Origin of the sequence: Geodermatophilus sp. DSM 44513, assembly GCF_032460525.1 — a bacterium.
Classification (GTDB): Bacteria; Actinomycetota; Actinomycetes; order Mycobacteriales; family Geodermatophilaceae; genus Geodermatophilus.
The window spans coordinates 311784-325570 of sequence record NZ_CP135963.1; the positions used below are offsets into that span (position 1 = coordinate 311784).

Here is a 13787-nt window from a genome sequence, read left to right on the forward strand (position 1 = left end):
CATCAGGCCAGGCCGCGGGTGGTGCGCGCCGGCGGGCGGTCGCCGCGGATGGCGGCGACCATGTCCAGCGTCTGGCGGGTCGCCGCGACGTCGTGCGCGCGGAACACCGTGGCGCCCAGCCAGGCGCTCACCGCGGTCGCCGCCAGGGTGCCGGTCAGCCGCTCGTCGAGCGGGACGTCGAGGGTCTCGCCCACGAAGTCCTTGTTCGACAGCGCCACCAGCACGGGCCAGCCGGTGTCCACCAGCTCCCCGAGCCGCCGGGTGGCCTCCAGGGAGTGCCGGGTGTTCTTCCCGAAGTCGTGCCCGGGATCGAGGAGCACCCGCTCGCGGTCCACGCCGGCGGCGACCGCAGCCTCGGCGAGGGCCGTCGTCCGGGTGACGACGTCGGCCACCACGTCGGCGTACTCGACCCGGTGCGGGCGGGTCCGCGGGGGCAGCCCGCCGGCGTGCGTGCAGACGATCCCGGCCCCGGCCGCGGCGGCCACCTGCGCGAGCTCGGGCTCCACCCCGCCCCAGGCGTCGTTGACCACGTCGGCCCCGGCGGCCAGCGCCTCCCGGGCCACCTCCGCCCGCCAGGTGTCGATGGAGATCGGCAGCGCCGGGTGGGCCGCGCGGATCGCCGCGACCAGGTCGACCGTGCGGCGGACCTCCTCGGCGGGGGAGACCTCCTCCCCGGGGGCGGCCTTGACCCCGCCGACGTCGACCAGGTCGGCCCCCTCGGCGACCACCCGGTCCACCCGCTCGACGGCGGCGGCCAGCTCGTAGGTGGCGCCGCGGTCGTAGAAGGAGTCGGGTGTGCGGTTCACGATCGCCATGACCACCAGCCGGCCGGGCGGCACGTCCAGGGCCCCGAGTCGCAGCACGCCGCCCTGCCCCCTCTGCCGCCGGTGTGGTGGAGTCAGCCAACCAGACCGCGGGACAGAAGGAGACGGGGCGATGGCAGTGACGACGGCGCAGGGCGTCGAGGGCGTGCAGGGCCTGGTCGGGCAGCACATGGGCCACAGCGACTGGGTGGAGATCACCCAGCAGCGGGTCGACCAGTTCGCCGAGGCCACCGGTGACCACCAGTGGATCCACGTCGACCCCGAGCGCGCCCGGCGGGAGAGCCCCTTCGGCGGCCCGATCGCGCACGGGTACCTGACCCTGTCGCTGATCCCCTGGCTGCTCGGGGAGATCCTGGATGTCGAGGGCTTCCGGATGGGCGTCAACTACGGCACCGAGAAGGTGCGCTTCCCCGCGCCGGTGCCGGTGGGCAGCCGGGTGCGGGCCGGGGCCACGCTCGCCTCGGCCACGCCCTTCGACGGCGGCATCTCGATGAACGTGGACGTGACGATCGAGGTCGAGGGCGGCACCAAGCCGGCCCTGGTGGCCACCGTCGTCTACCGCCGCTACCTCTGAGCCCGCCGCGAGCGGAGTCGCCCGGTGACGGTCCCCGTCACCGGGCGACTCCGCTCCGCCCTCAGTCGACGAGGGCCTGGTTGACCAGGGTGCGCAGGTGGTTGCGGATCGGCAGCGTGCTTGAGGGCAGCAGCTGGGTGTAGAAGCCGACGGTCACGTCCTCGACCGGGTCGACGTAGAAGGCGGTGGACGCCGCCCCGCCCCAGCTGTAGTCGCCGGCGTTGGACAGCACGCCGTAGCGGACCGGGTCGAGGACCATCGAGAACCCCAGCCCGAAGCCCACCCCGCGCAGCGGCGTCTCGGCGAACAGTGGCCGGCCGAAGGTCTCCAGGTCGGCGTTGCCCGGCAGGTGGTTGCGGGTCATCAGCGCGATGGTGCGCGGGCTCAGCAGCCGGCCACCGTCGTAGGAGCCGCCGCGGCGCAGCAGCTCGACGAAGCGCAGGTAGTCCCCGGCCGTGGAGACCAGCCCGCCGCCGCCGGACAGGAACGCCGGCTTGGCGTGCGCGACCGCCCCCATCGTGTCGTACGGGGCGATCCCGGTGGGTGCCCCGCCCGGCTCCCCCGGGACGGCGGCGTAGAGCCGGGCCAGCGAGTCGACGTCGTCGCCCTCGCGCAGCCCGAAGGAGGTGTCGGTCATGCCGAGCGGGCGGAACACGCGGGCCTCGAAGAACTCGTCGAGCGGCTGGCCGGAGACGACCTCGACCAGCCGGCCCAGCACGTCGGTGGACACGCCGTAGTTCCACTCCGACCCCGGCTGGAACACCAGCGGGACCGCCGCCCACTGCCGGCAGACCTCCGCGGAGTCCGCGCCGGGCGGCGTGCCCCACTCGTGACCGGCCGCCCGGTACATCGCGTCGACCGGGTGGGCGTGGTGGAAGCCGTAGGTCAGCCCGGAGGTGTGGGTGAGCAGGTGCCACACCCGGATCGGCTCGACCTGGGGTGCCGTGACCGGCCGCAGCGCGGAGCCGGCCACGTAGACGCGCGTGTCGGCGAACTCCGGCAGCCAGTGGGAGACCGGGTCGGAGAGCTGGAAGGCGCCTTCCTCGTACAGCATCATCGCCGCGACCGAGGTGATCGGCTTGGTCATCGAGTAGATCCGCCAGCGGGTGTCCGGCTCGACCGGCAGGCCCGCCTCGACGTCCCGGTGCCCCGCCGAGCCGACGTGCACCAGGTGCCCGTGCCGGGCCACGGTGACCAGGAAGCCGGGCAGCTGGCCGTCGTCCACCCAGCGGGCCAGCCGCCGGTCCAGCCGGGCCAGGCGGCCCGGGTCGAAGCCGACCTCGGCGGGGTCGGTGTCCACCTGGAGTGCGGTCACGGGTCCTCCGTCCCTCGCGCCGCCCGCGGTCGGACGGCGGCTGCCTCCGGCATCCTGACCCACGCACTCGTGGGCCGGCTCACAGGGGCAGCCGCCGTCCCGGCGGCGGAGGACGGCCCCCTCGCCAGGCCCCGCCGCGAGCGGTGGGGGGCAAGGGGGTCCTTGTTCACACCGGGACGCTGCTCGCGGCCTTCTTCAGGTTCGAGCCCGCGGTCACCTTGACGGAGTTGGCGGCGGGGATGTCGATCGACTCACCGGTCTGCGGGTTGCGGCCGGTGCGCGCGGAGCGCTGGGTGCGCTCGACGGTCAGCAGGCCGGAGACGGCGACCTTCTCGCCGCGGGTGATGGCGTCGACGAGCTCGTCCTGGAGCCCGGTGAGCACCGAGTCGACGGTGGATGCGGGTACGTCGGCCCGCTTGGCGATGGCGGAGACGAGTTCGGCCTTGTTCACAGGTGTCCTTCCGTGTCGGGAGATGTGGCGACGTCCGACCGCGCCGGAGCGGGGACGGACCGGGGGCACGGTGCCATGCCCCTCCGACAGCCCGCCACCGCGGGGGGTCGGCCGGGTCCCTCCCGCCCCAGGTGCCCCGCCGCCCGGCCCTCCCGCAGGGCCCCGGCCCGGCCCCGTCCAGAGGCTCGCCGCGAGCTTGCGAGCGGGGAGGAGGACGGCGTCCTGTTATTACGGTGGGAGGCATGCCGCAGATCCCCGGGACCGACCTGACCGTCAGTGACCTGTGCCTGGGCGCCAACGTGTTCGGCTGGACGGCGGACGAGCCGACGTCCGCCGCCGTGCTGGACCGCTACCTGGACGCGACGCCGAGCACCCGGGCGCCCTTCGTCGACACCGCGGAGATGTACGGCGAGGGCCGCTCCGAGCAGATCCTCGGCGCCTGGATGGCCGAGCGGGGGGTGCGCGACCGCGTGGTGGTGGCCACCAAGGCCTCGCCGGGGCGCAAGGAGCACCCGCTGTCCGCCCCGGAGATCCGGGCGGCCGCCGAGCGGTCGCTGCGCAACCTGCGGACCGACCGGATCGACCTGTACTACGCGCACTACGACGACACCTCCACGCCGCTGGAGGAGACGCTGCGCGCCTTCGACGAGCTGGTGCAGGCGGGCAAGGTCCGCCACGTCGCGGCGTCGAACTACTCCCCGGAGCGGCTCACCGAGGCGCTGGACACCTCCGAGCGGCTGGGGCTGGCCCGCTACGTGGCACTGCAGCCGCACTACAACCTCGTGGAGCGGGCGGTCTACGAGGACGGGCTGCGTGACGTCGTGGCCGGGCACGAGCTGGGCGTGCTGCCCTACTTCGCGCTGGCCAAGGGCTTCCTGACCGGCAAGTACCGGGCCGGGGAGCAGGTCGACTCGCCGCGGGCCGAGGGTGCCTCGGCCTACGTGGGGGAGCGCGGCGACCGGGTGCTGACCGCGCTGGGTGCGGTCGCCGAGGAGCACGGGGTGCCGGTGGCGGCGGTGGCGCTGCGCTGGCTGGCCGACCGGCCGACCGTCGTCGCGCCGATCGCCAGCGCCCGCTCGGTGGAGCAGCTGGCCGACCTGCTGCCGATGCAGGACCTCGTGCTCACCGACGAGCAGACGCAGGCCCTGGACGCCGCCTCCGCCTAGACGGTCCTGATGTGCGGGCGGACGCGGACGTCGGACTCGGTGCCCGGCGCGGTCGCGCCGTGCGACTCGACGGCGTGCCGGCGGGTCTGCACGAGGACGCCCTGCTCGTCGGCGGCGGTGAACGTGGCACCGCAGCCCGGGATGATGTCGCCGCAGGCAAAGCTCTTCACAGGTGTCTCCTGGGGTTCGGACTGCCGGCCAGCGGGCTCGAGCCGGGGGTCGGGGGGTCAGCGGCGGGCGGCCGCGGTGGCGAGGTCCTCGACCCGCAGCAGGCCGACGACGGCGCCGGTGGGGTCGGTGCAGACCACCGGGTCGAACCGGTGGCCCGGCGCGCGGGCCAGCGCCCGGTGCAGGACGTCGGTGACGCCGTCGGAGGCGTGCACGCGCAGCGAGACCGGCGCGGTGTGCGGCTCCGCCGTCCGCGGGTCGGTCAGCCACAGGCCCACGGGCGCACCGTCCTCGGTGACCAGCACCACCGGCGGGACCCCGGGCAGCGGCTCGCCGAAGTCGGACTGGCGCACCGGCCGCAGCAGGCCGGCCACGCTGTCGGTGCGCCGGGCGCGGGTGACGTGCGTGCGCACCAGCGCGGCGACGTCGGCGGGCAGGGGCGCGAAGTCCGGCGCGGGGCGGCCCAGCAGCCAGCCCTGGGCCAGCGGCACCCCGATGCGGGCCAGGGCGGCCAGCTCCCCGGGGGTCTCGACGCCCTCGGCCAGCAGCCAGGCGTCGATGCGGCCGGCGAACTCGCCGACCATCTCGGTGAGGGCGGTGCGCACCGGGTCGGTGTCCAGCCCGCTCACCAGGGAGCGGTCGAGCTTGACCAGCTGCGGGCGCACGCCGGCCATCGCCTGCAGCCCCGAGTACCCCGAACCGGTGTCGTCCAGGGCCACGAGGGCGCCGCGGCCCCGCAGGACCGCCGTCTGCCGGCGCAGCTCGTCGAGGTCGTCGATGCGGGTGTGCTCGGTGAGCTCGACGACGACGCGCCGCAGGTCCGGCCGGGTGGCCAGCGCCTCCTGGACGGGGCCGCTGCCGAGCAGGTGGGGGCTGACGTTGACGGACAGGAAGGTGTCCGGAGGCAGCGACGGGACGGCGGCCAGCGCCTTGACCAGCGCCAGCGCCTCCAACTGGGCGGCCAGCCCGCCCTCGGCGGCGGCGGCGAACCACACCTCGGGCCCGGCGGTGCCCGGGAAGCGGGCGAGGGCCTCGTAGCCGACGACGGTGGCCGCGGCGAGGTCGACGATCGGCTGGAACACCATCGTCAGGTCGTCCGGGTCGGCGAGCAGCGGGCGGCAGTCGAGCAGACTGCTCGCGCGGGTCACCGTCATGCACCCCCATCGGCCCGCACGCCGCCGGTCTTGACCGGCCCGGGCCCCGACTCCCCCGGTCGGGGGGACAACCCCGGGTGACACGGCACAGCGACGGTCCGGTTGCGCAGCGTGCCGGCGTGTCAGGATGGGACCGTCGACGCGGCCACGGAGGGGCGCGCCACGGTGGACGAGGGAGCGGGCATGGCGCCGACACCCCCGCCCGGCGTCCTCGCCGACGAGGACCGTGTCGTCGCCGCGCGGCGGCTGCTCGCCGAGGCGTCCCCGGGCGCCTACGACCGGCTCGCCGGGCTCGCCGCCCGGCTGGCGTCGGCGCCGACGGCACTGGTCTGCCTGGTCACCGACGTCGAGGTGCCCGTCGGGGCCTGCTGCCTGCCCGCGTCGGTCGTGGGGGCGACGCTGCCGGTCGAGGGGTCCCCGTGCGCGGTGACCGTGGCCGCCGGGGTGCCGCTCGTCGTCCCGCACGCGGCGCACGACGAGCGGACGGCGCACCTGCCGGCGGCCGTCGACGGGACGCTCGTCGCCTACCTCGGCGTCCCGCTGCGCACCCGGTCCGGGCACGTGGCCGGCGTCCTCGCGGTGTTCGACCCGGTGCCGCGGGCCTGGCCGGCGGACGTGGTGACCTCGCTGGAGGACCTCGCCGCCTCGGTGGTCGCCGAGCTGGAGCTGTCGGCCGCCCGGTCGGCCGCGGGCACCTCCCTGGTGCGCCTGGAGCTGGCGCTGGAGGCCGGCTCGGTCGGCGTCTGGGAGGTCGACCTGCAGCAGCAGACCATCGACTGGGACACCCGCTGCGCGGCCCTGTTCGGCTACGACTCCACCGTCCGCCTCGGCATGGACCGGATGTTCGCCGAGCACGTGCACCCCGACGACCGGGAGCGCGCGGCGCGCGAGATGCAGGCGGCCATCGACGCACGCGCCCAGTACACCGTCGAGCTGCGCGTGCTCCGCACCGACGGCACGGTGCGCTGGACGGTGAGCCGCGGCCGGGTGCTGACCGGTCCGGACGGCGAGCCGCAGCGCATCCTCGGCACGGTCGTCGACGTGTCCGGCGCGCGCGAGGACACCCAGCGGCGGTTGGCGGCGGTGCAGCGCGCGGCGGCCATGGCGGAGGTGGCCGCCGAGATGGCCGGCGCCTCCCGGATCGACCAGCTGGCCGACATCGCGCTGCGCGGCGCGCAGGTGCTGGGTGCGGAGTCCGGCGGGATCGCGGTCCTCGACGGCGACGGGCTGCGGCTGCACCTGGGCCGGAGGTTGTCCGACGCCGTGCGCGAGAACACCGACGTCGAGCTCCCGCCCGAGGGGGTGCCGCTGCCGCTGGACGACGCGCTGCCCACCCAGTACGCGGCCCGCCACGGGCAGCCCGTGCTGCTCGACACCGCGGAGGCGGCCGCCGCCCGGTTCCCCCGGATGGCCGAGGTGCGGCAGCGGTACGGCGTGCGTGCCGTGGCCGCGCTGCCGCTGCGCGTCGAGGGTCGGCTGGTTGGCAGCTCCACCGCCACCTGGACGACCGACTACGACTTCGCCGACAGCGACGTCGAGCTGCTCGAGGGCCTGGCCGCGCAGATCGCGCTCAGCGTGTCCCGGCTGCAGGCCGACGCCGAGCGGGCCGCCGCGGTCACCGCCATGGCCGAGGCCAACGCGCGGCTGCAGCTGCTGGCCGAGGCGGGCCGCACGATGACCGGCACGCACGACATCGCCCAGCAGCTGGAGCGGCTGGCCCGGCTGGTCGTCCCGCCGCTGGGCGACTGGTGCTGGATCGTGGCCACGGACGAGCACGGCCGCATGCACGAGGTGGCGGTGGCCCACCGCGACCCCTCCCGGCTGCACGAGGCGCAGATCTACGTGCGGCTGATGGTGTCCACGGTCTCCGAGGAGGGTGCGCCGAGCATCGTGGCCCGCACCGGCAGGCCGCTGGTCATCCCGGACCTGCAGCCGGAGCGGATCGCGCGGTCGCTGCCCGATCCGGCAGCGCGGCAGGCGCTGCTCGCGCTGGCCCCGGCGTCGGTCGCCGCCGTCCCGTTGACCGCCCGGGGGCGGACGCTCGGTGTCCTGTGCCTGCTCCGCGGTCGGGAGCGACCGCCGCTGCGCCCCGAGGAGGTCGACACCGCGGTCGAGGTCGGCCGGCGGGCAGGCGCCGCGCTGGACCAGGCCCGGCTCTACGCCGCGCAGCGGGAGCTGGCCGACGCGCTGCAGCACAGCATGCTCACCGCCCCGCCGGAGACCGACCTCGGTCAGATCGTGGTCCGCTACGTGCCAGCGGCGGCCGGGGCGGAGATCGGCGGCGACTGGTACGACGCGTTCCTCGAGCCCGGCGGGGCCACCGTGCTGGTCATCGGCGACGTCGTCGGGCACGACAGCCAGGCAGCCGCCGCGATGGGCCAGGTGCGCGGCCTGCTGCGCGGGATCAGCTACTCCAGCGGCGCCACGCCGGCGCAGGTGCTCACCCGGGTCGACGCCGCCGTCGGCGGGCTGGGCCTGGACACGATGGCCACCGCGCTGGTCGCCCGGCTGGAACGGGCGGAGGCCGGTGGGACGGTGCTCCGCTGGTCCAGCGCCGGGCACCCGCCGCCGGTGCTGCTGGGCCCGGACGGGCGGGTGACGGTGCTCGACGGCGAGCCAGCCGACCTGCTGCTCGGCGTCGACCCGTCGGTGTCCCGCGAGGACCGCGTCGCCGTCCTGCCCCCGGGCAGCACGGTCCTGCTGTACACCGACGGGCTGGTGGAGCGCCGCGACCGCGGTCTGGACGAGGGCACCGCCGCGCTGGTGGCCGTCCTGGGCGCGTCCGCGGGGCTCCCGCTGGACGAGCTGTGCGACCGGGTGCTCTCCCGGCTGTTCCTGCCCGACGCCGCGGACGACGTCGCCCTGCTCGCCGTGCGCCTCTCGCCGTGATCACCGGCGAGTGGTGGTGCCCGTCCGCGTGTCGGGTGACCACCCGCCGATGACCACGGTGGCCGCGGCGAGGGGGTCCTCCGTCACGTGCGGCGGCGCCAGCGGGCCGGGCGCCCGGCGGCCCCCGGACGGCGTGCCGCGCGCACCCGCAGCAGCCGGCTGCGGGCCCGGCCGGGCAGGTCGACGGCGACCGGCGCCGCCCAGCCGCGCCACACCGACAGCACCCGCAGCCCGGCCACCAGCGCGATGACCAGCAGCGCCACCGGGACCGGGTCCAGGCCGGCCGGCCCGGCGAGCACGGTCAGCGCGATCGCCCCGAGCAGCGCCGCGACCGCGTTGTAGGGCCCGGGCTGCACGATGTCGGCCCGCTGGGCGAGCAGCACGTCGCGGATCACCGCCCCGCCGACGGCGGTGAGCGTGCCGATGAAGACCACCGAGGCGCTGGGCAGCCCGAGCAGCTGGGCCTTCTGCGCGCCGATCACGGTGAACAGGCCGAGGGTCGCGGCGTCCAGCACCACCAGCAGCCGGGTCAGCCGGGACAGCCAGCCGGAGAAGTAGAACGTCACCGCGGCGGTCACGGCCACGGTGGGCAGGTAGGCGGTGCTGGTCAGCGCGACCGGCGGCAGGTCGCCGAGCAGCACGTCGCGGATCAGCCCGCCGCCGAGGCCGCCGCTGACGGCCAGCAGCAGCACGCCGGAGACGGCGAACCCCTCGCGGGCGGCCAGCAGCCCACCGGTCAGGGCACCGACGACGACCGCGGCGAGGTCGACGGCCGCCGGCACGGGCAGCGTCCCGGCGGTCGCGGCGAGGGTCTCCACGGCCGCCCATCCTCCCCGGAGGCCCGCCCGCCGCGGCGCCCGGCGGCGGCGGGTCCCGCGGCCGGGTGACAGGACGGCCGGGACGCGGTTGGCTGACCGCACACCAGCCCGCCGTCCCCCAGGAGGCCACCGTGCCCGTACGCCCGCCGGACGAGAACGAGGTGGCCGCGCTGGCCGCCGGCTACGGCATGAAGCCCAGCCCCGAGGAGGTTGCGGCCTACACGCCGCTGGTGGCCGCGTTCCTCAGCTCGTACGACGCGGTGGAGGAGCTGTACGCGGACGTCGCCCCGCAGGCCCCCGGCGACCGGCCGAGCGCCCGGCCCGCCGACGCGGACAACCCGCTGGGCGCCTGGTACGTGACCACGGAGATCCGCGGGGCCGCCGACGGCCCGCTGGCCGGGCGGACCGTGGCGGTCAAGGACAACGTCGCGGTCGCCGGGGTCCCGATGATGAACGGGTCGCACACCGTCGAGGGCTTCGTCCCGCGGCAGGACGCCACCGTGGTCACCCGGTTGCTCGAGGCCGGTGCGACGGTCACCGGCAAGTCCGTCTGCGAGGACCTCTGCTTCTCCGGCGGCAGCCACACCTCCGTCACCGGCCCGGTGCGCAACCCCTGGGACCCCTCCCGGACGACGGGCGGCAGCTCCAGCGGCAGCGGCGCGCTGGTGGCCGCCGGCGAGGTCGACCTGGCACTGGGCGGTGACCAGGGCGGCTCGATCCGGATGCCCGCGGCGTTCTGCGGGATCGTCGGCCACAAGCCCACCCACGGCCTGGTGCCCTACACCGGGGCGTTCCCGATCGAGCAGACGCTGGACCACCTGGGGCCGATGACCCGCACGGTCGCCGACGCCGCCGCGGTGCTGGACGTCCTGGCCGGCCGGGACGGCGAGGACCCCCGCCAGCCCGCCGACCTGGCGCCCGAGCGCTATGCCGCCGCGCTCACCGGGGACGTCGCGGGCCTGAGCGTCGGCGTGGTGGCGCAGGGCTTCGGCTGGGCGGAGCTGTCCGAGCCGGGCGTGGACGACACCGTGCGGGCGGCCGCCGACCGGCTCCGCGAGCTGGGCGTCGAGGTCGTCGACGTCGACCTGCCCTGGCACCGGCACGCGCTGCACGTCTGGAACGTCATCGCCACCGACGGCGCGACCGTGCAGATGGTCGACGGCAACGGCTACGGCCACAACTGGGAGGGCCGCTACGACCCCGAGCTGGTCGCCCACTACGGCCGGCAGCGGCGGGAGACGGTGGACCGGTGGTCCCCGACGGTCACGGCGGTCGCGCTGGCCGGCCGCTGGTCGCTGGACCGCGAGCAGGGCCGGCACTACGCGATGGCCCAGGAGCTGGCTCGCGAGGTGCGCCGGCAGTACGACGCCGCGCTGGCCGACGTCGACCTGCTGCTCATGCCGACCGTCCCGATGGTGGCCCGGGCGATCCCCGCGCCGGACGACCCGGTCGAGACCCGGGTGGCCCGCGCGCTGGAGATGATCGTCAACTGCGCGCCGTTCGACGTCAGCGGGCACCCGGCGACCAGCGTCCCGGCCGGCCTGTCGGAGGGACTGCCGGTGGGGATGATGCTGGTCGGCCGCCGCTTCGAGGACACCACCCCGCTGCGGGTGGCGCACGCCTACGAGCAGCTGGTCGGCGGCTTCCCGCGCCCCCCGGCCCGCTGACCCCGGCCCGCTGATCCCGGTCCACCCCGCCCCTCCTCGCCGTGATCATCGGCGGGTGGTCGTCCCCGACGGCGTGTCGGGCAGCACCCGCCGATGGTCACGGCTGGGGCTGGGGCTGCCGCCGCCGGTCGTGGGCGTGCATGGCCTCTTGGCGGCCCGGCTCCTCGCGCAGGACGGCCGCGCCGCGCCAGTCCGCCGGGACGGCGAAGGCGTCGACCAGCGTCAGCACGTGCGGGCGCAGCTCCCCCAGCAGCGTGTTCACCGCCGCGGTGAGGGCCTTGGAGCGGGCCGGGGTGAGCCGGCCGTGCTCCAGGAACCAGGCCCGGTCGGCCTCGATGGTGCTGAGCGCGAACAGGTCGCAGACCCGCTCGAGCAGGGCCCGCGCCCCGGGGTCGGTGGTCCGCGCGATGCCGGCGACGAAGGCCTCCAGGACGACGCGGTCCACGTGCGCCCGGGCGACCGCCAGCACGTGGTCCTGCACGTCGTCGAAGACGTCGAACGGCGCCATCCCGGGGGTGGCCGCGTTGCGGCGCAGCCGGCGGACGGCGCCCTCGAGCAGGTGCCGCTCGCGGTCCTCCAGCGCGCGCAGCTGCCAGCCGCGGGAGCGCAGCGGCACGTCGTCGTCCCGGCCGGGGACGGCGTCCACCAGCCGGGCGATCAGCCCGCGGGCCGCCGTCCGCTCCAGCACCGCCTCGCGCACCAGGTCGGCGACGAAGCCGACCCGGCCCCAGCCCTCCAGCGAGCCGAACTCCTCGCGGTAGCCGGTGAGCAGGCCCTTGGCGACCAGCTGCAGCAGCACGGTGTTGTCGCCCTCGAAGGTGGTGAACACGTCGCTGTCGGCCCGCAGCTGCGGCAGCCGGTTCTCCTGCAGGTAGCCCGCGCCGCCGCAGGCCTCCCGGCACGCCTGGATGGTGCGCGTGGCGTGCCAGGTCTGGGCGGCCTTGAGCCCGGCGGCGCGGGACTCCAGCTCGCGCTGCGCGTCCTCGTCGACGACGTCCGCGCCCAGGACGTCGTGCACCGCCCCGACCAGCTCCTCCTGCGCGAAGGCGTACGCGTAGGTGGCGGCCAGGGCCGGCAGCAGCTTCCGCTGGTGCGCGCGGTGGTCGTTGAGCAGCACCTCGCGGTCGGCGCCGGGCGTGGTGAACTGCCGGCGGGTGTCGCCGTAGCGGACGGCGATGTCGAGGGCCACCCGGGACGCGGCCGACGCCGCCCCGCCGACGCTGACCCGGCCGCGCACCAGCGTGCCGAGCATGGTGAAGAAGCGGCGGGTGGCGTTGGCGATCGGGCTGGTGTAGGTGCCGTCGGGGGCGACCGAGCCGTAGCGGTCCAGCAGCATCTCCCGCGGCACGGTCACGTGGTCGAAGGACAGCCGGCCGTTGTCCACACCGAGCAGGCCGGCCTTGGCGCCGTCGTCGCCGATGGTGACGCCGGGCAGCGGGCGGCCGTGGGCGTCGCGGATCGGCACCAGCCAGGCGTGCACGCCGTGCCGCTCGCCGCGGGTGACCAGCTGGGCGAACACGACCGCCATCCGGCCGTCCTGCGCGGCGTTGCCGATGTAGTCCTTGCGCGCGGCCTCGTGCGGGGTGTGCAGGTCGAACGTCTGCGTGGCCGGGTCGTAGGTGCAGGTGGTGCGCAGCGCCTGGACGTCCGAGCCGTGCCCGGTCTCGGTCATCGCGAAGCAGCCGGGCAGCGCGGAGGACGCGATGTCGCGCAGGTACGCCGCGTGGTGCCGCTCGGTGCCCAGGGCGTGCACGGCCCCGCCGAACAGCCCCCACTGGACGCCGGCCTTGACCATGACCGACAGGTCGGCCGACGCCAGCATCTCGATCGCGGTGACCGAGCCGCCGGCGTCGTCCTCGCCGCCGTGCTCCTTGGGGAAGCCGAGGGTGACCTGGCCGGTGGCGGCCAGCTTGGCCACCATGCGGGTCACCCGTGCGCGGGCCTCGGCCATCCCCTCGCCGGGGGCGGGCAGCAGGTCGGGGTCGTGCAGGTGCTCGCGGGCGTGGCGGCGCACGTGCGCCCAGCGGCCGTCGAGCACCTCGGTCAGCCGGGCCGGGTCCACGGCCGGCGGCAGGCTCCTGGTCACGCGTCCTCCTCGTGGGTCCCGATCGCGGACAGCCCGGACCAGGTCAGCTCGGTCAGCTGGGCGGCCAGTGCCGCCCGGGGGACGGGGCGGCCGGACCGCAGCCACCAGTCGGCGGCGGAGCGGACCAGGCCGACCAGGCCGTGGCCCCAGGGCAGTGCGGCGCCCGGGTCGCGGCCGGAGCGCTCCAGGGCGACGGCGACCAGCGCGGCCGCCTGCTCGCCGACGAGCGTGGAGAGGGTGGTGATCGGGTCGCCGTCGGTGGTGGGCGTCCGGACGACGAAGCGGTAGAGCTCGGGGTCGGCCTCGATGAAGGCCAGGTAGGTCTCGATGGCGGCGGTCAGCACCCGGCGTGGGTCGGCGGTGTCCGCGGTCGCCGCGCGCAGCCGCGCGGTCAGGTCGGTGGCGACCCGGGCGCAGACGGCGGTGTGCAGCTCGCCGCGGTCGGCGAAGTGCCGGTAGACGACGGTCTTGCTGGTGGCGGCGGAGGCGGCGATCTCCTCCATGCCGACCCCGGCGCCGTGCCGGCCCACCGCGGCGATCGTGGCCTCGACCAGCTGCTCGCGGCGGGCCCGGCGGTGCTCGTCCCACCGCGAGTCACGACGGTCACGGGGCAGCGTCCGGGTGTGCACGGTACCGACGGTACGCGGTACTCAGGGTGCCGTGCGTGATCGGCGC

12 protein-coding genes are annotated in these 13787 nt (G+C 76.1%); 4 read left to right on the plus strand and 8 right to left on the minus strand.

What is annotated here, in order from left to right:
- Nucleotides 1-2 precede the first annotated feature (2 nt).
- Nucleotides 3-863, minus strand: coding sequence for a dihydropteroate synthase (gene folP / locus RTG05_RS01480; protein ID WP_166527147.1), 861 nt, complete (start codon nucleotides 861-863; stop codon nucleotides 3-5).
- A 73-nt stretch (nucleotides 864-936) separates the two neighbouring features.
- Here folP and RTG05_RS01485 point away from each other — a divergent pair, with 73 nt between their 5' ends.
- Nucleotides 937-1398 (plus strand): MaoC family dehydratase, encoded by a 462-nt coding sequence (locus tag RTG05_RS01485; protein WP_166527148.1) that lies wholly within the window; start codon nucleotides 937-939, stop codon nucleotides 1396-1398.
- A gap of 61 nt (nucleotides 1399-1459) precedes the next feature.
- On the opposite strand, the gene RTG05_RS01490 is transcribed toward RTG05_RS01485, so the two are convergent.
- Nucleotides 1460-2713 carry a serine hydrolase domain-containing protein gene (locus RTG05_RS01490; RefSeq protein ID WP_166527149.1) on the minus strand — a complete coding sequence of 418 codons (1254 nt, stop codon included), beginning with the start codon at nucleotides 2711-2713 and terminating at the stop codon, nucleotides 1460-1462.
- A 166-nt stretch (nucleotides 2714-2879) separates the two neighbouring features.
- On the minus strand, nucleotides 2880-3164 hold the full coding sequence (locus RTG05_RS01495; RefSeq protein WP_166527150.1) for an HU family DNA-binding protein: 285 nt from the start codon (nucleotides 3162-3164) through the stop codon (nucleotides 2880-2882).
- Between the two features lie 242 nt (nucleotides 3165-3406).
- Between RTG05_RS01495 and RTG05_RS01500 the strand changes: the two genes are divergently transcribed.
- Entirely contained in the window at nucleotides 3407-4330 is a 924-nt protein-coding gene (locus RTG05_RS01500) for an aldo/keto reductase (RefSeq protein WP_166527151.1), read from the plus strand.
- On the opposite strand, the gene RTG05_RS01505 is transcribed toward RTG05_RS01500, so the two are convergent.
- A complete protein-coding gene (locus RTG05_RS01505; RefSeq protein ID WP_166527152.1) occupies nucleotides 4327-4500 on the minus strand; it encodes a DUF1059 domain-containing protein in 174 nt (57 codons plus the stop codon). The genes RTG05_RS01500 and RTG05_RS01505 overlap by 4 nt on opposite strands.
- A 57-nt stretch (nucleotides 4501-4557) precedes the next feature.
- Nucleotides 4558-5646, minus strand: a complete 1089-nt coding sequence (locus RTG05_RS01510; RefSeq protein ID WP_315912221.1) for an EAL domain-containing protein — start codon at nucleotides 5644-5646, stop codon at nucleotides 4558-4560.
- A 189-nt stretch (nucleotides 5647-5835) separates the two neighbouring features.
- Here RTG05_RS01510 and RTG05_RS01515 point away from each other — a divergent pair, with 189 nt between their 5' ends.
- Nucleotides 5836-8541, plus strand: coding sequence for a SpoIIE family protein phosphatase (locus RTG05_RS01515; RefSeq protein ID WP_166527154.1), 2706 nt, complete (start codon nucleotides 5836-5838; stop codon nucleotides 8539-8541).
- A gap of 83 nt (nucleotides 8542-8624) precedes the next feature.
- On the opposite strand, the gene RTG05_RS01520 is transcribed toward RTG05_RS01515, so the two are convergent.
- Nucleotides 8625-9359: a trimeric intracellular cation channel family protein gene (locus tag RTG05_RS01520; RefSeq protein ID WP_315912222.1), complete on the minus strand. Its 735-nt coding sequence runs from the start codon at nucleotides 9357-9359 to the stop codon at nucleotides 8625-8627.
- Nucleotides 9360-9490: 131 nt separating this feature from the next.
- Between RTG05_RS01520 and RTG05_RS01525 the strand changes: the two genes are divergently transcribed.
- Complete coding sequence (locus tag RTG05_RS01525) at nucleotides 9491-11026, plus strand: amidase (protein WP_166527155.1); 1536 nt, start codon at nucleotides 9491-9493, stop codon at nucleotides 11024-11026.
- A gap of 97 nt (nucleotides 11027-11123) precedes the next feature.
- On the opposite strand, the gene RTG05_RS01530 is transcribed toward RTG05_RS01525, so the two are convergent.
- Together RTG05_RS01530 and RTG05_RS01535 are read right to left on the minus strand one after the other, a co-directional pair.
- Nucleotides 11124-13112, minus strand: a complete 1989-nt coding sequence (locus RTG05_RS01530; protein ID WP_166527156.1) for an acyl-CoA dehydrogenase family protein — start codon at nucleotides 13110-13112, stop codon at nucleotides 11124-11126.
- Complete coding sequence (locus RTG05_RS01535; RefSeq protein ID WP_315912223.1) at nucleotides 13109-13741, minus strand: TetR family transcriptional regulator; 633 nt, start codon at nucleotides 13739-13741, stop codon at nucleotides 13109-13111. The genes RTG05_RS01530 and RTG05_RS01535 overlap by 4 nt, the downstream gene beginning before the upstream one ends.
- Between the last annotated feature and the right edge of the window lie 46 nt (nucleotides 13742-13787).